The sequence below is a fragment of the Pseudoalteromonas luteoviolacea genome, from assembly GCF_001696455.1.
Taxonomy (GTDB): domain Bacteria; phylum Pseudomonadota; class Gammaproteobacteria; order Enterobacterales; family Alteromonadaceae; genus Pseudoalteromonas; species Pseudoalteromonas luteoviolacea_C.
The window spans coordinates 1-18,725 of the sequence record NZ_MAUJ01000018.1 but is presented as its reverse complement, the minus strand read 5'-3'; the positions used below and the strand labels follow the sequence as shown (position 1 = coordinate 18,725).

At 44.9% G+C, this 18,725-nt stretch carries 8 protein-coding genes; all 8 read left to right on the top strand.

The features are described 5' to 3' along the window. Nucleotides 1-156: 156 nt before the first annotated feature. Complete coding sequence (locus A7985_RS24320; RefSeq protein WP_065792995.1) at nucleotides 157-645, top strand: winged helix-turn-helix transcriptional regulator; 489 nt, start codon at nucleotides 157-159, stop codon at nucleotides 643-645. Nucleotides 646-997: 352 nt separating this feature from the next. After that, nucleotides 998-1,318 (top strand): 2Fe-2S iron-sulfur cluster-binding protein, encoded by a 321-nt coding sequence (locus A7985_RS24315; protein ID WP_065792994.1) that lies wholly within the window; start codon nucleotides 998-1,000, stop codon nucleotides 1,316-1,318. Further along, nucleotides 1,311-2,708 carry an FAD/NAD(P)-dependent oxidoreductase gene (locus A7985_RS24310; protein ID WP_065792993.1) on the top strand — a complete coding sequence of 466 codons (1,398 nt, stop codon included), beginning with the start codon at nucleotides 1,311-1,313 and terminating at the stop codon, nucleotides 2,706-2,708. The genes A7985_RS24315 and A7985_RS24310 overlap by 8 nt, the downstream gene beginning before the upstream one ends. After that, nucleotides 2,708-3,925, top strand: a complete 1,218-nt coding sequence (locus tag A7985_RS24305) for an NAD(P)/FAD-dependent oxidoreductase (protein ID WP_065792992.1) — start codon at nucleotides 2,708-2,710, stop codon at nucleotides 3,923-3,925. Before A7985_RS24310 ends, A7985_RS24305 begins: the two co-directional genes overlap by 1 nt. Before the next feature lie 168 nt (nucleotides 3,926-4,093). Continuing rightward, a complete protein-coding gene (locus A7985_RS24300; protein WP_081310724.1) occupies nucleotides 4,094-7,327 on the top strand; it encodes a S41 family peptidase in 3,234 nt (1,077 codons plus the stop codon). 73 nt (nucleotides 7,328-7,400) lie between these two features. Next, a complete protein-coding gene (locus A7985_RS24295; protein WP_065792990.1) occupies nucleotides 7,401-8,147 on the top strand; it encodes an SDR family oxidoreductase in 747 nt (248 codons plus the stop codon). Nucleotides 8,148-8,345: 198 nt separating this feature from the next. Next, nucleotides 8,346-9,773, top strand: a complete 1,428-nt coding sequence (locus tag A7985_RS24290; RefSeq protein WP_065792989.1) for a hypothetical protein — start codon at nucleotides 8,346-8,348, stop codon at nucleotides 9,771-9,773. After that, nucleotides 9,770-18,725, top strand: an 8,956-nt coding sequence (locus A7985_RS24285) for a SpvB/TcaC N-terminal domain-containing protein (RefSeq protein WP_081310723.1), incomplete at its 3' end; no start/stop codon positions are given. The genes A7985_RS24290 and A7985_RS24285, both read left to right, overlap by 4 nt.

Sequence of the window (18,725 nt, the reverse complement as noted above, 5' to 3'; positions counted from 1 at the left end):
TCCCTGAATGATAAGAAACAACTTTGCCCTCATCATAGGAACGCCATAGAAATTTGAGAGCATTGTATAGAAGTTTCAGCAGAATATGCTGTTCTATTTTCACTAAATACGGTAAATTTAGGGGTGTAATGACTTTCTCACAGAATTTTATGCTGCATGACTACATCAATAAAAACCAGAGTGTTAGATCGCATCGACACTGCCATATTAGAAGCGCTACAAAAAAACGGCCGAATTTCAAATGTTAATCTTGCTAAAGCCGTGAATTTAAGCCCCAGTCCATGTCTAGACAGAGTTAAGAAGCTTGAAGCTGAGGGATATATTGAAGGCTATGCTGCAAGATTAAACGCAGAAAAGCTGGGCCAGAAGCTGGTGGCGCATGTCGAAATCACATTAAAAAGCTCTACGGAGTCGGTATTCGAAACGTTCAAGCAACATGTTATTGAAATTCCACACGTTGTGTCTTGTGATATGGTGGCGGGTGGCTTTGATTATTTACTAAAAATTCGAGTTACAGACATGCATCAGTATCGGGAAGTGTTAGGCCAGATTGTCGAAATCCCTGGTGTGGGAACAAATCACACTTATATGGTTATCGAACATGTAAAAGAGGATACTGGAGTAACGACTCTACCCGGTTGTTAACAATTAATTTCAATTACCCCCTTTCTATTTATGGGTTTAGTACTTTTTATAGTGATATTTTAAATAAAATATTTAATGCAATACTTTTTATAAATGAGCGCTAAACCCTTTTTGTTATTCCATTTTTAATCTTAACTTGTTGTATGTATGGGCTTTTAATTTTTGTGTTTTTATTCCTAAATCATAAAGAAAAGGAAAAATACATTACAGCGCATTACATATGGGCCCTTTTTGACACTAGCTTAATTTAGATCAACAAAAGTTTAACTTTTGTAAATTTGTGATTCTTGTTGGCAATTTTTTACCCTAGTCTGGAGCTGAATGAATTTGGCAAAGTAAGTAAGGTAATAAAATGACAACAGCGACGCGTACAAAGGATATTACGCCTTTAGACTCTATTCAGTTTCAAGTCCTAATTGATAATACGCCGGTCACTGCCTGTGAAGGAGAAACCGTATTATCTGTATTGCAGGCAACTAATACAAAGCGCATATGCGAAAACGACAAACATGTCGTCACGGGGGCATATTGCTCTATGGGAGTTTGCCACTGCTGCCACGTTAAAATTAATAAACGCCACAAGCAACGGGCTTGCCAAACTTTGGTGGAGCCAAATATGAATATTGAAACACTGAGTAATCGCTTTAAAGAAGAGGGGCTGTGCAATGGTTAAGTCTAGCCCCGTAGTGATTATTGGTGGCGGACCATCTGGTACTGCTGCTGCGGCCATGTTAGGGAAATATCAGATCCCATCAATAGTGATTGATGAAGCGCCCAAGATAGGTGGCGTGATTTATAGAGGACCGCTGCGCAGGACGGCAACTTTGCCACACTTAGATGATAACTTGCAGCGGGCGATGAGTGCACTGCGGACACGATACGAAAGTAACCGTGATTTTATCGACCTAAAGTTACTGACGCGTGTGTTAGGGCCTGAGGGTAAGCAGCAGTTATTGCTAAGTGAAAATGGCGAACTGACCACGCAAAGTTACAATGAATTAATTTTGGCAACGGGTTGTCATGAGCGCAGTGTACCATTTCCTGGGTGGCAATTACCGGGTGTGATGCTGCTTGGCGGCGTACAATTACAAATAAAGAGTGGTCTGGTTAAGCCGGGGGCCAGAATGGCATTGGTAGGTACTGGCCCATTACTGCCATTGGTCGCGTGTCAGTTGCACAAAGCGGGTGTGAATGTTGTCGGCGTATATGAAGCAAGCTCATTTAATAAGCTTGCCAAAGAGGCTGTTGCACTTTTAAACAAGCCGAAATTAACCCTGTCAGGCTTAAGTATGATGGGGTATCTGAAGAAGCATCAGATCCCTTTTTACTACGGTTATGGCATTGTGAATGCACAGGGAGAGGGAAGTTTAGAGCGCATAACGGTGGCACCTTACGATGACAACTGGCAGGCCGATCACCGTCGCTCACAATCAATTGACGTCGATGCCATAGGTGTAGGTTATGGTTTCGTGGCGCGAACCCAATTGGCCATGCTGCTAGGTGTAGAGCATAAATACACGAAGGTGAGTGGTTACATACCTGAGTTGGATGACAACTTTCTCAGTAGTCAAAATAATATGTATGTTGTGGGTGATAGTAGTGGCCTATTGGGCGCGGATGCAGCAATATGTGAAGGTCAAATTGCTGCGCTGGATATCGCTTTGAAACGAGGTGCCGTGACCGCGACGATGGCCCACAAAGAGAAAAATAAAATAATGCGTAAGCATGCCAGAATCTCACGCTTCAGATTTGGCTTTGATCGTTTCAGTGAGCGTCAAAGCGGTATACTCAATTTGGCGCAAGATGACACCGTGGTGTGCCGTTGTGAGCAAGCAACCAAAAAGCAGTTAGATGATGCAATACAGCAAGGTGTAAAAGATCTGACAACCTTGAAAATGCGCACACGTATTGGCATGGGGGATTGCCAAGGTAAAACGTGTAGCAGTTATGCGTTGGACTTGCTACACCAAGCTGGCCATAAACAAAATCCAAAAACAGGGGTAATAAAACCTCGATTTCCTTTAGATCCCATTCCCTTTACTTTTATGGAAGAAACAAATTGATGAGCAAATATGATGTCATTATTGCTGGTGGTGGAGCCATTGGTGCAGCTTGTGCGTATTTCTTAAGCCGAGATACCGATCTTAAAATTGCCTTAGTTGATATTAAAAAACCGGGTAATGCGTCTCGCGCCTCGGCAGGGGGGTTGTGGGCAATTGGCGAGTCGGTTGGACTTGGTTGTGGCGTGATTTTTTTCAAAACGTTGTCAAAGTTGCAAAGTGAAGCGCAAGGGGAAGAAATACCTACGATGCGCCCTCACCAATTACCGGATTGCTTTTTTGAATTGGCCTTAAAGTCTAATGCCATGTATCCAGATCTCTATGAAGAATTGCGTACAAAGCATGATGTAGACTTTAAGTTTGAGCGCACGGGTCTCAAATTTATTATGTATAACCGGGAAGATGAGCTTTATGCTGATCAGATAGTCAGTGGCATTCCCCATCTCAGCGATCAGATACGTTGGTTGAGTGCTGAACAGTTAAAGGCAGAAGAACCCTATGTAACGCCTGATGCAATAGGTGCCATTGATTTCAAGTGTGATCATCAAGTGAACCCATATCGTCTTGTTGAAGCCTATACCGAGGCGGCGAGGCAAAACGGCGTTGAACTGTTTTTACACACGGAAGTAGAGCAAGTGCTGCGCGAAGGCAATCGAGTCTTGGGCTTAAAAACCGCGGCTGGAGAGCTGCGTAGTGACACTGTCATCAATGCGACTGGCGCTTGGGCGAATACGCTATTTAAGCAAGCTACAGATATGGAGATGCCGGTTTATCCAGTGAAAGGCCAAATTGTTTTGTCAGAACGCATGCCGAAAATTCTTAATGGGTGTATCAGTACCAGTGACTGTTACATTGCGCAAAAAGACAATGGTGAAGTACTAATTGGTTCTTCTACCGAAGAGAAAGGCTTTGATACCACCAATAGCCTGGATAAAATTCAAGAGTTGTCCCGTGGGGCCATGAAATGTTTGCCTATTCTTAATGAGTCGAATATTAAACGTTGTTGGGCAGGATTAAGACCAGGAACGCCAGATGAGTTGCCTATTTTGGGCAAAGTTCCGGGTATTGAAGGCTATCTCAATGCGTGTGGTCATTTTAGAACAGGTATTTTAACATCTGCTATCACAGGTAAGCTGATGACCGAATTGGTAACAGGGCAACCGACCTCAATCGATTTAACCCCATTCAGTGTGACGCGCTTTTTTGACAAAGCAGAGTAAACACCCCTTCTAAATAGATGGCTTACCAATGCAAGCGTAAGCCATCTACAAGGCTAGTTATTTAATTTAGGTCCATTTGAAAGCGGATTTTCGCTTTTTATCGCATCAAACTGACATTATTTTTGAAGTTGTTATTATGTAACAGTACTAGCTAACTATGAGAAAATAATGAAAATAAAGCATTTATTTGCAGCCATGGCTGCAGTGCTTGGGCCACTTGCGAGCCCAATGGCAAATGCCTATAGCACGGAAGATACTCGTTTATTAAGGTTCCCAGATATACACAAAGAGCAAGTCACATTCGTGTACTCTGGTGATATTTATGTAGCCAATACCGCAACTGGTAAAAGCACGCGCTTAACCGATCATGTGGGTTTTGAAACCTTTCCTAAGTTTTCTCCTGATGGTGAAAAAATCGCGTTTGCAGCCGAATATAATGGCAGCCGTCAGATTTATGTTATCAATAAAGATGGTTCAGGGCTAAAGCAGCTTACGTACTACAATGATGTGGGCCCAATGCCGCCTCGTGGTGGATTTGACTACCGTGTACTAGATTGGACACCAGATGGCAAACATATTGTATTTCGCGCCAACCGTACGCCTTGGGGTAAGCGCATGGGTCGTCCATATATGGTGCCTGTGGAAGGGGGCCTAGAGCAACCGTTAGCGATCCCTGAAGGTGGCGGCGGTATGTTATCAGCGGATGGCAGCAAATTCGTTTATACACCTATCGACAGAGAGTTTAGAACTTGGAAGCGTTCACGTGGCGGTCGTGCGCAAGATGTTTGGGTATATGACCTAGAAAAAAATACCTCTGAGCAACTTACCACTCACCGTGCTACTGATCAGCAACCAACGTGGGTAAATGACAGCATTTACTTTGTATCTGATAGAGACTACACGCTTAACCTTTACAAATATCGTGAAGGTAAAAAGCCTGTCAAAATGACGGACCATAAAGAGTTTGATGTGCTTTGGCCTTCTGCGGGTCCTGATGCCATCGTTTATGAAAACGGCGGCTACTTATATCGTTTCAACGAAGCGAATAAGATGACAGAAAAGCTGACTATTAATATTGATGGTGTGCGTAAGCACGCGATGCCTTATAGCAAAAATGTCAGTAAATTCATCGATTCAATGGATATTTCTCACGATGGTAAACGCGCTGTGTTTACTGCGCGCGGTGAAATATTCTCTGTGCCTGTTAAAAATGGCCCAACACGTAATCTATCACACACTGCAAAAGGTCGTGAAATTGCAGCAACATGGTCGCCAAATGCGCGATATGTTGCTTATTTGAGTGATGTAACAGGTGAATACGAAATCTATCTTAAAGATCGTGCGAACAACAATGAAGTTAAGCAATTAACAGACAATGGCACGATTTGGCGTTTTGACCCTATTTGGTCGCCTGATAACACCAAGCTGTTGTTTGCAGACAAAGATCACATTGTTTGGTTGTTAGATGTTGAGTCTGGCAAACTAACAAAAGTAGACCGTGGTTTACATGATGAAAATAGCATTACGCAGTATACGTGGTCGCCAAACAGTAAAGACTTAGTGTTTGTAAAAAATAACGAAAATCGTTATGCATCACTTTGGCACTACAATGTTGAAAGTAAAACGTTAAGCCGTTTAACCGATGACATGACTTCTGAAAGCAATCCAACATTTTCTGAAGATGGCCAGTATATTTACTTCACGTCTGAGCGTGATTACAACCTCGCATTCAGTTCGTACGAGTTTGATTACCTATTTAACAAAGCGACCCGTATTTACTCAGTGGCGGTGAATGATTCAATTGAACCAATCAATGCGCCGCAAAGTGATGAAACAAGCATTGTTAGTGATGACCAGAGCGAAGCCGACAAAGCCGATTTGGATACCAGCATTCAAGTCGAAGGGTTTATGGATCGTGTGGTATCACTGCCTGCCCCTGCTGGTAATTACCGTGCTCTGACTGGGGTTAAAGGTGGTGTACTGACACTGTCAGGCGGCGCACTTAAGTTGGTTGAAAATAAAGCTGACGGCAAAGTGAAAACCGTTGCAAAAGGTGTGAGCGCATACAAAGTATCTGCAAATCGTGAGCATGTAATCGTGCGAGCTGGTAGCAAGTACAGTGTGATCAAGCCAAAAGCGAAACAAGACTTAAAAGCGAACCAGCTTGATTTAAGCAAAATGAACTTGAAGATTGACCCTCGTATTGAATGGTCACAAATGTACACTGAAGGTTGGCGTACATTACGTGATTGGTTCTATGACGAGAATCATCACGGTCAAGACTGGGACGCAATCTTGAAGCGTTACCAGCCGATGGCGGATGCTGCGGCACATCGTACAGATATCGATTATGTGCTGAGTGAAATCGCGGGTGAGATCAATGCTGGCCATATTTATGTACAGTCTGGCGACGAGCCAAAAGGCAAGCGTAAAAAACACGGCTTATTGGGTGCTGAAGTCGCCAGTCATCGCTCGGGTTTTGTGACTATCAAGCACATTTTCAAAGGTGAAAATTGGCATGAAGACTTCCGCTCACCACTTAATGAAACGGGTGTGCGCGCAAGTGAAGGTGATTTCATCCTCGCTGTAAATGGTCGCAACGTCAACGAAGTGAGTAACTTCTATGAACTACTTGAGAACACACAAGGTGAGCAAGTAGAGCTTATTTTAAGTAAGTCTCCGAGTTTTGAAGAAAGTTGGAAAGTCAGCGTTAAACCTGTGAAAAGCGAAATTGGTCTGCGTTACTTACAATGGGTTGAATCTCGTAAAGCTTATGTCGAAGCGCTTTCTGGTGGCCGTATAGGTTATGTACACTTGCCAAACACAGCGTACGAAGGCAACCGTTCAATGTTTAAGAATTTCATGCCTCAAACGACCAAAGATGCGCTGATCATCGATGATCGTTACAACGGTGGTGGTTTTATTCCTGAACATGTGATCACATGGCTTGCTCGTAAACCGCTCAACTATTGGAAGCGTCGTGGTGTAACACCAACGAAAACCCCTCAGTTTGCGCACGATGGACCGAAAGCGATGCTGATTAATGGTTATTCGAGTTCAGGTGGTGACGCGATTCCTTACTATTTCCGTCAAGCCGGATTAGGTAAGTTGATCGGCACACGTACTTGGGGTGGTCTAATCGGTATTTCTGGTAACCCACGTTTGGTTGACGGCGGTCAGGTAATTGCTGCGACTTTCCGTATTCTTGATAACGACGGTAACTGGATCATCGAAAATGAAGGTGTGGTGCCTGACATCGAGGTAATCGATCGTCCTGAACTTATCCAAGCGGGTAAAGATCCATCAGTTGAACGTGCAGTTAAAGAGCTATTAAAAGAGCTTGAAGAGAATCCGAAAAAGCAACTCACTGTGCCGCCAGCACCGACAAAGTTTATTGACTAAGGTTGTTTAGTCAGTTACTAACGAGGTAATTTTTAAAAGGGGGCATGGCCCCCTTTTTTTTCAAGGAGCGTAAATGAAAATTGTATTGATCACAGGTAGCAGTCGTGGCATCGGTGCGGCAACTGCAAGATGCTTAGCTGCACAAGGGTATGTGGTGGCGATTAACTATAAGTCGAATCATCAAGCTGCTGAGGAGATACACAATGAAATCTTGGCCGCTGGTGGTAAAGCCGCGCTTTTTCAGGCAGATATTAGTGACGAGCAGCAGGTTGTTGCTATGTTCAAGACGATTGAAACACGCTTGGGGCGTATAACACACCTCGTTAATAATGCCGGTGTATTACAAACGCAAATGCGCGTAGAGGAAATGAGCGCTGAGCGCGTCAATTGGATGCTGACCCAAAATGTAACGCCATATTTTATTTGTGCACGGGAGGCGATTAAGCATATGCGCGATGCAAGTCTGCCAGTAGCAAGTTGTGCCATTGTAAATGTCTCGTCTGCGGCGTCTTACTTGGGTGGTGCAAATGAATATGTAGATTACGCTGCTGCAAAAGGTGCCATAGACAGTTTTACAAAAGGCCTGTCATTGGAGCTTGCACCAGAGGGGATACGCGTAAACTGTGTGCGGCCTGGTTGTATTTATACTGATATTCATGCAGATGGTGGAGAGCCGAATAGAGTGGATAGAGTCGCGGAGTTATTACCTTTAAAAAGAGGAGGTACTGCACAAGAAGTTGCGAATGCGATTAAGTGGTTATTAAGTGATGACGCGTCTTACGCCACAGGCACATTTATAGACCTTGCAGGGGGTAAGTAACTCGCGAAGTTTAAATCACATTAATTATTAAAATATCAAAATATTTATATTTAGTGTTTTTTTAGTATATTTATTGTTAATGTTGTTTTGCTGTTTTACAATGCTGCTTAGTATTCACATGGAGGTGAATTTGAGTGCTTGTTTGTTTTTATTTAATTCACCTTAGTAAATCTAACTCTCTTGTTTGGTGATTTAAAAATGAAGTTTCAGTACTTTATTCGTCTACTTTTACTCTCCACGTTATATATTCAATACGTTAAAGCAAATACTTTTGAGCAAGCCTTTGTGCCCATTTATGCAGGGGGCTCGTTTGTTTATACACCAATGGAGTTACTGCCAAATCATCCAGATTATTTTTCGATCAAGTCACAAGGGGACAACCATTTATTAGCGTGGTACTTTGAAACAGACGTGCAGTATTATCAAATAGAGGCCTTAGTCAATGGCCAGTGGCAAACTTTAAGCCAGGATGTGACCAGTTCATTTTATCACGTACCCCTCTCAACAGGCGCGACATCCTATCGCATTCGAGGGTGCCACAATCATGGCTGCTCTGAATGGAAAGAGTCTAATCGTACAGTATCAAAAGAAACAGATATTAATGCGTTTTACGCCGACAACATCGTAATTGACAAGTTTCATTCGGTCACGTTGAATTGGGTAGTGCAAGGTGCAAGCGCTGTGATGATTACCAGTAATCTTGGCGGTGAGTATAGAAACTTAAACCCTGAGAGTGGGAGTCTCCGCGTTGAAATTTATAAAGAAACAACGTTCACACTGAGTATTGCTGATTTTAAAGGCCAGAATCAGTATACCGAGGTCACTGTCGGTATTCCCCCAGATAGCGTGGTGAGCAAGGGAGTGAAAACTGAGTATATTCAACCGCTATATGATATTAATCAGGATATTAATCATAAAACAATACTCGCTTTTGACGATGCGATTTATTTTGCTACCCATGACAGAAAGTTAGTACATTATCGCTATGAACCTAATGCCCAAACAGAATCAAAATGGCAGTTAATATGGGAAAAATCACTCCCAGGTGTGATTAATAATCCACCAGCTCGGTATATTAATCAGCTGTTTTACTCAGTGAGTATGTTTGGTGGTAAAAGTCAGGTATGTAGCGTGTCGTTGGCTGGATCTTCCCAGCATACCTGTACGCAAGTTAAACCAGCCCAGCTCTATGCAAGCCCTATTGTCGTCGATACCACATCCTTGCCTCAATCACATCTCAGTTGGTTACAAAAACTCGGCATTACGCCAATAGAAAGCCAAGCTATCAATGGCATTTATGTGTTTTATGCAAATGGGGAAATCGCGCTCCATTCGCTTGATGATTTGAGCGCACAACCACGTCGTTTTGCATTTCCTCAATCATTACAAAACGAGATTATTGATACCCCAAAATTATTCATTGGAGCGCCAAATACGAACAGTGCTGGGTGGTTACAATTTGCAGTGCGAGACGGCAACCGACTGCGCGGCTTACAATTGCCCATCGCACAAAGTAGTAACTCATTACTGGAGCGCGCAATGTCGCTCTTTAGTTTTGGCGACGCCGAGACTTCGCAGTCACAGAATACACAAATCCTTAATCAAGCATGGAGCGCAGAGCTATGAGCGTATTTCAAACCATTGTTGGGGTGATAGCCTCAAGCCTGTTGTTCATAGCGCCTATTGTATCTGCCAGCAATTGTGTGAATATGCCCGATGGCGCAACCATTCAACAAGGGGATAGCTATAGTTATTTGGTTGACTTGGAAGATTATCGGGCAAGAACAGGAGATCCCACTCCTATTAAGTGGGTATATAGATGGGCTCTACTCGATGTCGTTTCACCCAAAGTCTTATCAGAGCGATTCTATATTACCAATACTGGCGGTCAAACAATTTCTACTCCTCGTCACAGCTTAGTAAGTCTCGATAGAATAGCTGCCCCGGCTTACTTAGATATATGTGTTACCGTGCACGATTTGAGAGTCGGTAATTATTTTCTTAATCTCGCGCGAAAAGAACGTTGGGATTGGGAAGATGAGATTTCTACTGATGAAATATTAACGGGTATCGTTACGTATGACTACACAGCAAAAAGAAGGGTTAACGTTGTTGCCAAAACGCTCCCTAACGTAAGTGTAGACAGTGTCGTACCAAGAGAGGGCGATAACAACCCTAACACCCCAGTCAAATTATCCTTTAAAGCAACCGATGCCGGTAAAGACATCAGCAGGTTTGATGTGAAGCGTACCTATACCATCACGAAAGATGGCACAAGGACAACAACCAGTACCGATAAACAATGTCAGATTTACGACAGTGAAAGTTTTACTTGCGGGATTACCGACACTGTCGAAGATGACTGTAAAATATGGGGCTGCGAGGTGCATTGGCAAGCATTTGTTGAAGATGCACTCGGCAATAAAGCATCAACTAACGCGGTGTACACTAAATATTTGGCGCAAAATACAGCACCGGTGATTCAAACCTTTCGTGCAAATAAAAACAGCGTCGCTGAAAACGAAACCGTTACGTTAACTATCGATATTAAAGATGACGACAAGCTTAGCAGCTTACAACTTAAGGATGTTGAATTAAAAGTCAATAATTCAGTTAACAGCCTGAAAAGTTATAACTCAAACTGTACTGGCGCAAGCCGGATCCAATGTACTGTATCGGTGACCATTACTGAGTCCACAGACATAACCTTAACGGTGTCAGACAACAACGTGGTCGTCACGGCGAATTTAAGTATTGGTGTTGAGCAAGCTCCCAGCTTTAGTAGCTTTACTGTGACACCAACTCACCCTGCAATCGGAATGCCTGTTAATTTGTACGCTGATGTCGCATTAGGTCAGTTGAGTGAGTATTACTTTTGCAAGTTTTTAAGTAGTGAGGCTGACCAATTTGACCCAAGGTCGGGCTGCGACTTTGATAAACGCATTGGGAGCTGTGATGTTACCAAGTCAACTTGCTTCGGCTTCCATACCCATAACCAAACTGGCAGTGTTACTTACTCCGTATATGCAAAAAGTATAAGTGGGATGGAATATGGCCAATCGTACAATGTATATTACCAAAACGCACTTAATATCTATATTTCGCCACTGTCTGCCGCCAACGCGGTGATTAATGAAGGCGAAAAGTTCAAGTTTTCATTGAACGTGTCGTCATCGTTGCTAGACCGACTTAGCTTTTTACAATCACTTGAGCTCAAAGTGGGTAATAAAACCATTCCTCAAAGTGATTATACGATTTATCCAGCACTGCCAGTAAACCTTGTTTTACCGGGGACTGGCAACGCAACCGTCAACGTTGAATGGCGACCAAGCCCTGAAGAGTATGCAGATAATATCGCTTTAACTTTTGTGGCTAAAGACAATCATGGCAATCGAGTCGAGAGGACTTACAGAGGGCTAAAAGTTAATTATATTAAGCGGCCCGAAGTCCCTGTCTTTACATTGGAGCCCGTTAATAATCAAGGTCAGTATAACGCCAGATTCAGTGCTTTTACGAACACGGAGCATGTGCAATTTGAAGCACACATAGGCGATGCCACGTTTACTCACTATGAAACCGTGCCGTTAGCTGATGTGGATGTTACTGGGCTTTTAACATACACCCAAAGCCTCAATGCCAAACTTGAGCATCATGGCAAGACGCTGCGGGTGCGTGCGCGTGGTTACAGTGGGACACCTGGCACGGAAAACTACAGAGAAAGTCAATGGAGTGATTATCGACGCGCAGTAATCTATTACGAAGCGCCTGCGCCTCAGGTGACTGCGTTTGTGAATTACGAAGTACAAGAAGGCGGCGACTTCACCTTGCAGTGGCGCAATCAAAACGATGGCGCAACGCACTACTATAAAGTACTGTCTTGGCCGGGGCTAGCCAATGCGAAAGCAACGGCAACGGTGGAAGAAGAAGGCCAAACGCAGACCCATGCGCTTACCTTAAGAGCCCGCGAACGGGGAGTTAGAACCTATGAAGTGGTGTCGTGTAATAGTCAGGATTTATGCCTAGGTGGACACCAGCTAACGATTGAGCATATCCCACCGGTGATAAGTTCAGCCTCATTTTCTAAGGCGTCGAATGGGTCGTGTCCAAACGAGAGTATATTAACCATAAACGGCATGGGCTTTCATGCGACCCAATCTGAAGTAGAAGTACGGATCCGTAAGACAGGAAAAACACAGTTCCTTAACAACAGCGCGTTGACGGTTTCAAGAAATAAAATAGAGGGCAAGGTCAGTAAAGCCATTTGTGAGGCATTGAGTTCAGGTGGCGTGTCAGTCACTGCGAGCAATGGTGTGATGCATCAATCAGCTCCACTATTGAGTGTGATCCAAGTGGATGGGAGCACCTCAGATAGGCAAGCTTTATTGGATAGGCCGTTTTCATACAGCAATAACGGGTATTTGTATATCGGTGATAATCAAGGACTCAAAGCTTATTTTGTCGATATGTCTAAAAACAGCAGCGGGCTGATTGAAAAAGACCACTTTCAGGTGAGCAATCACCTAGGTGAAGTGAAATCAAAACCGCTGGTAGAAAGTTTGAATGGGAAGGATGCTATTTACTTTGGTGCTGAAAATGCCCACTTCTATAAAGTAGACCATCTATTTAATCAAAACCTGATGTTGTTAAAGTGGTTCTTTAAAACGTCTGGGGTTGCCAATGCACAAGCACAGCTCGATGAGCAAAGTAACCTCTATGTAGGCACATTAAACGGCGTACTTTACTCCGTTAACCCAGAATCAGGTGCGGTGCAGTGGCACTATAACTTCCCAAACAGCGGTGGCATTGTGGCGCAGCCGCAAATATTTGCGCCGCAATGTGTTGATGCCAATGGGGTGCCTGCATCACCAGAGCAGTGTGATGAGCAAAAATCAGAAGACCCGCTCATAAACCCAACGATCGTGCGTGTGGTGACTGGCGACGAGCAAGTACATGACATCACCAAGCGTATGATGGGGGCCAATGCCTTTAAGTGGCAGGATCTACACAGCCATATTACCCAAACCTATAAGCACGAATACGAAAACTGGTTAGCCCATCAGTGGCAACCAAGCGAAGACAGTGCATGGTCATTTGAAGTGACCCGGGCGGTGTTCATGCTATTGCAGAAAAACCCGTCAAAAGCAGAGGTCAGCTTTTTAACTTACCTACTTGCTCATGGCCATATCTTTAATGAAATGGTCAATGCCATGATCAATGCCAATGGGGCATTGCCAACAACACCGCACAGTTATGCGCAGTTTGTGGCGCAGCTGTTTGAATATGCGAGTGGGACAACATTGACCAATTCATTGGCCGGTAAAACGCAGGCGCAGTGGGTCAGCGCGCTAGAAAGTGGCGAAACACATGCCAATGTAGCCATTGAAATTTTACGCCACAGTGGCGCGCGCTACACGGATGCTGCCTTTAACGCGCTCCATTATTTTTATGGCATCTGCACCGGCACCAGTACATGTTTATATGATACAGACAGTGACGGAGATGGGATCAGCGACTGGGTAGAGCTTGAAGTTGGCAAACTGCCTTATGACGGCTCCGATGGACTGCCAGCGCCGACGCTGACCTATAAACAGACACCGGGCAAAGCGGCTTTTACATTCTCATCGTCAGAGCAGGTCGATGGCTATCGCTTATATGAACGCGTTTCGTCAACAGGTGCGTTTCGTGAAATTGCACGTGTGAGCGCAGAACAGGTTGGCGAATTCCTAGCCTATTACCGTGTTCACCATGAAACCGGTAGTTATCGCTATCGAGCAAGGGCGTGTTTGAACGCACCAGCGTCTGCGCCGCACATTACCAATGTATGTAGTGCCAATTACTCTCAAGAGTTAACCATAGACTTTGCCGATAGTCAGGCCGATGGCGCAATTGGCATTGGTGATTTAGTCGTGAACGTGGCTGAACATAGCGCTATTTCTGCTGATTTAGCTGACACCAACGCGTCATTGGCGGCCACACTGGGCAGCTTTAGGGTGACCGAAGGAGGGAGTGCAAGCTATACCATTCCAATTACGTTACCTTCGGGCATTGCGGGTGTGACGCCTGAGGTGAGCTTGACCTATAACTCACAAAGCCCACAAAGTGCCTTGGCACTGGGTTGGAGTCTCAATGCAGCAGAGAGTATTGCGCGTTGTCGTCAAACGACCGCGCAAGACGGTGGGTTTAAAGCCATCAATTACGATGACGGCGACCGCTACTGCCTAAACGGTCAGCGACTGATTGAAATTACAGAGCTTGATCAAGCCTATCCGACTCATTTGGCGGTATATAAAACCGAAATCGACAGTCATATTCGCGTATTGCGCCGTGCTGGTGCGACCGCTGAATTCTTTGAGGTGCATGGTAAAGATGGCTCGATAAAAACATTTGGTGATACGGATAATACGCGGGTAACCATTGACGCCTATGGGGGTGATGGCAATCAAACCCTTACTTGGCTGCTGCGTGCTGTCAGTGACAATATGCGAAATCCAGATAACGAGATCACATATACCTATAAACGCATCTTTGGGGCGGATGACACGGGTGCTGATTCACTGCCACTGCTTGAGAAGATTGAGTACAGCGGTAATACCGTGACCATAGCATTAGACACCGCCCCATTTGTCAGGAGCATCGCAGTGAATGAAGGCACAAGACTGCGCGATGATGGCCTGATTAATGGGATCTCTATCACAAACCATGAGCAAATAGACGTAGGACGCTACGACTTTACCTTTGAAGATGCGGGCAACGGCGCTCGCCTCCTAACGCAAGTCAAGCACTGTATTACGAGTAGTCATTCGAATTCTGAGGTCTGTAAGCAGCCTGTGAAGTTTGAATACAACGCGATTGACACAAGATTTATGGTCAATACCGCTTATCATCGCAATGGGTTAGCTGATAAACCGATTGCCGGTATGGTCTTTGCCGATACACAAGGTGATGGGAGCGCGGAGCAGATCACCCTAGAAAAGCTCGATGGCAGAAACTACCGCTTGTGTGCATATAGTGATGTCGGTGCTGAACTTACGTGTCAACAGATAAGACGTGGGGTGTCGGTAGGTGCGGATAAATACCACTCTGATGAACACCTAGGCCAAGATGACCATGTTTCTATGCTGGCCATGGACATTAAAGGCGAAGGCAAGCAAAGCATTTGGATTAACTTTGTATCAGAGAAAATGGCGTCGACCAATGCCGCCTATTGGCAGCAATTTACACTCAGTAGCACCAATGCGTTCAGTGCACCTTCTAATCTTCCGCTACTGAATAAAAATACGCCGATGTTTGAAATTAAAGCGGCGGATTTAAATGGTGATGGTTACTTAGACTTAGTCTTCAAAAATGACAAAGAGGGGAAAGATTTGCAAGTGAGCGTTTGGAACAAACGCTTAGGGCACTACCCTTCGGGGACCAACCTACAGACCAGCCAGAGCAGTAAATGGGGACGTTTTACCCAAAAAGGCACAGATTGGCAGCTGCTTGATATGAACTTTGATGGTTTGGCTGACATTATGTCGTTGACTTGCCCTGTCACAGACAGCTGTGAAGAAGCCAATGCCAATACGATTACGGTGCACTATAACCGAGGTCTTGCAGGCGACTCAGAAAGTAATCTGAATCGCTTTGTCAGTGCAACGGTGGCTGATAGAGGCATGGCTATTGGTGGTGATAGCTTGCAGTTTTTAACCCCAGTGGATGTCAATAATGATGGATTGGTCGATATTGCGTATATGAGCAAACATGACACCACGGACACCTATTATTGGCGCGTATTGATTAACCGCAGTAACCGCGGAAATCACCCCTCATTTGAATCAGTGTTCTCATTAGAAGCGGGTGATAAAGACAGCAATAAAGGTGACGTATCGAATGCCTTACCGCCGCTTATCTCAGATACCGACCGAGACGGGTTTATTGATTTTTACTTTAAAAATAAAACAGGCTCGGCGTGGCAAAAATATGAATGGTCACCAGAGCGCTTTACGTTACTCAAAGACGATTCGAGTGAGTTGACCATACAAGACTTTGACGTCGAGCAAGGCGACTATGCCTACTTTACCGACGTGCAAGGGGACATGCGTTTGGACCTAGTGCACAAGTCTAAACATGAAGTGACCGTGTTCACAAATGCAAATACACGCGCAACGGATGGCATGCTCAAAGCCATTTACCAAGGCGGCCATGGTCAAACTCAAAATAAAACTGAAATTCAATACCGACTCACGATTGACGAGCCGCTAGACACGGCATATTTTGCAGATATTTATGTCGACGCAGAAGAAGACCTTGCCACCGACAAGACGCGTTTTGACGCGCAAAAGTTACGTGTGCAGCCTTTGGTTGGCGCAATGGTACTGGTGAGTAAGGTGACCTCAGACAGCCCCGCAACCAATAATATCAGTACAACCAGCAGTGTTGAATATCAATACCAAGGTGCCAAAGCCCAATTTGGTGGGCGCGGTATGTTGGGTTTCCAAAAAGTCTCTACGGCATATTCAAAACAAGGTACGACTTTTACAACCCATACTCGCTACCATCAGGCTTTCCCGTTGACTGGTATGCCTTACGCCACAGAAAAGTGGATGAGTAATGCGAATATCGACAAGACGCTCATCAGTAAGGCGGTCAATAGTTATCAAGTCATCGATGGCACGGCAAACTATAAGCAAGTATACAGTGACAAGGTCAGAGAGTGTCAGGCGCGGGTGAGTTCAGCGCTCGGCGTTACAGGATTTACCTGCGCTCAAACCACCACTGCGCAAGATACCTATGGTAACGTGACCAGCACGCAAGTGGCGAATTACGACTATTTTGATGCCGAGGCGTTTACGGTCAATGGAGAGCAAGGCGAGGCGTTAAAAACGTTAACCACCACAAACACCTACAGCACAGATGTGATTGAAAAACGCTTAGGGCGGTTAGCGTCCACAGAGGTGACACACACCACCCCGGATGCTGGCGATAAAACACTCAGCAGTGCATTTACCTATTATGGCAGCGGTCATGCACATGCCTACATGTTAAAAGATGAAATTGTCGGCTCAAACTTAGGATGCGGTGAAAAGCTGACAAAAACCCATATGTATGATGCATGGGGCAATACGATTCGGGTGAAAAGTGCCACCACAGACTGTGAAACGGGTGAGGTGCAATCCCGTATGGCACAAACCACGTTTGATGAGGCGGGGCGTTACGCTGTTTATGCAACTCAGTTTGCACAAAGCTGTGCACTTGCCGCCGATGGCAGTGCGGGTTCATGTGATGAAACCTTAAAAGGCGATGAGGTGGTTGAGCGAAACCGCTTTGGTCAAGCAACGCGCATTAAAGATGTAAATCATGTTGAATCAACCGTCACCTATGATGCGTTTGGTCAAAAGCTCGGGACCTATCACCCCTCTGGTGCACAATCGTATAGTTACCTTGCCGCGTGTAATGGCACTGAGACCGTGGCTTGCGCCTTTATCTCTCGTACTGTTGTCAATGGTGAAATGCTAGAGCGGCAGTATATTGACCGAGTCGGCCGCGTAATTAAGCAGGAAAAGCGCACTGTATTGGATACTTGGGTGGCCAGTCAAAGTTTCTATGATGAATATGGCCGTGTTGTCACCGTACAAAAGCCACATGAGGCTGGTATACAGTCGGATATCAATACGCTGTACGACGAATTTGACAGGGTAATAAGTACTGAAGACACCACATCAGGATTAACAACGACCCACACCTATGGTGACTTTGAGCATATTGCGCAAGTCTCTGGCACGGGTATCACAACACAAACAACTACAACGTACACCAATGGGTTAGGTCAAACTGTGCGCGTATTAGATACGCGCGACAATACGCTGACCTACAAATATGGCCCGACTGGGTTACAAACTCAGGTGTATTCGTCAGCGGAGTCTGGGGCGAGTACATTACTTATCAGCACCCAATACGATGCGCTAGGCAGAAAAGTCAAAATGGAGGATGCTGATAGAGGGACTTGGTCATATGCTTACAATGGCTTTGGCGAGCTGGTTAAGCAAACCGATGCGCGTTTGGTGAGCACACATATACGATACGATGGGTTTGGTCGTAAGATAAAGTCGTGGACCACCTCACCAAGCAGTGACGCAGCATTACATATCGAAGGTATCAGCAGTTGGGAGTACGGCAATACAGCAACCGACCGCCATCAACTGAAAGTCGCCAAACAAGGCCGTGATTGGGCTGAGTATTATTACTATGATGGCCTAGGACGACAGGTGTCTACCCTGACATCTGTTGAGTCTGCGTTGGCGTGTCATGCTAATACGCAAGTGGTGTTCAATACTGCGCAATATGATCTGCGTTTGGCCGCAAGCAGTGATCCGGATATGCAGGACCCACTGAAGAGCCAATGTGTGATTAGACAAACCAGTTTTGATGCATATGGGCGGGTGGCTTATCAATTTGATGATTACCGACGCAAGTCAGACGGTACCTATATCGAAGCCCGTGGTACGGTGCAGCACTACAAATTTGGGCAGGTGTTTGAGACGCTAGAAGCACGCAACAAACTTGAAGGGAAAGTGTACTTCAAAGTGAAGTCATTAA

What these genes read in the sequence shown, in the direction of transcription:
- A7985_RS24320 (WP_065792995.1), top strand. Translation starts at nt 157, where the DNA reads ATGACTACATCAATAAAAACCAGAGTGTTAGATCGCATCGACACTGCC.
- A7985_RS24315 (WP_065792994.1), top strand. Translation starts at nt 998, where the DNA reads ATGACAACAGCGACGCGTACAAAGGATATTACGCCTTTAGACTCTATT.
- A7985_RS24310 (WP_065792993.1), top strand. Translation starts at nt 1,311, where the DNA reads ATGGTTAAGTCTAGCCCCGTAGTGATTATTGGTGGCGGACCATCTGGT.
- A7985_RS24305 (WP_065792992.1), top strand. Translation starts at nt 2,708, where the DNA reads ATGAGCAAATATGATGTCATTATTGCTGGTGGTGGAGCCATTGGTGCA.
- A7985_RS24300 (WP_081310724.1), top strand. Translation starts at nt 4,094, where the DNA reads ATGAAAATAAAGCATTTATTTGCAGCCATGGCTGCAGTGCTTGGGCCA.
- A7985_RS24295 (WP_065792990.1), top strand. Translation starts at nt 7,401, where the DNA reads ATGAAAATTGTATTGATCACAGGTAGCAGTCGTGGCATCGGTGCGGCA.
- A7985_RS24290 (WP_065792989.1), top strand. Translation starts at nt 8,346, where the DNA reads ATGAAGTTTCAGTACTTTATTCGTCTACTTTTACTCTCCACGTTATAT.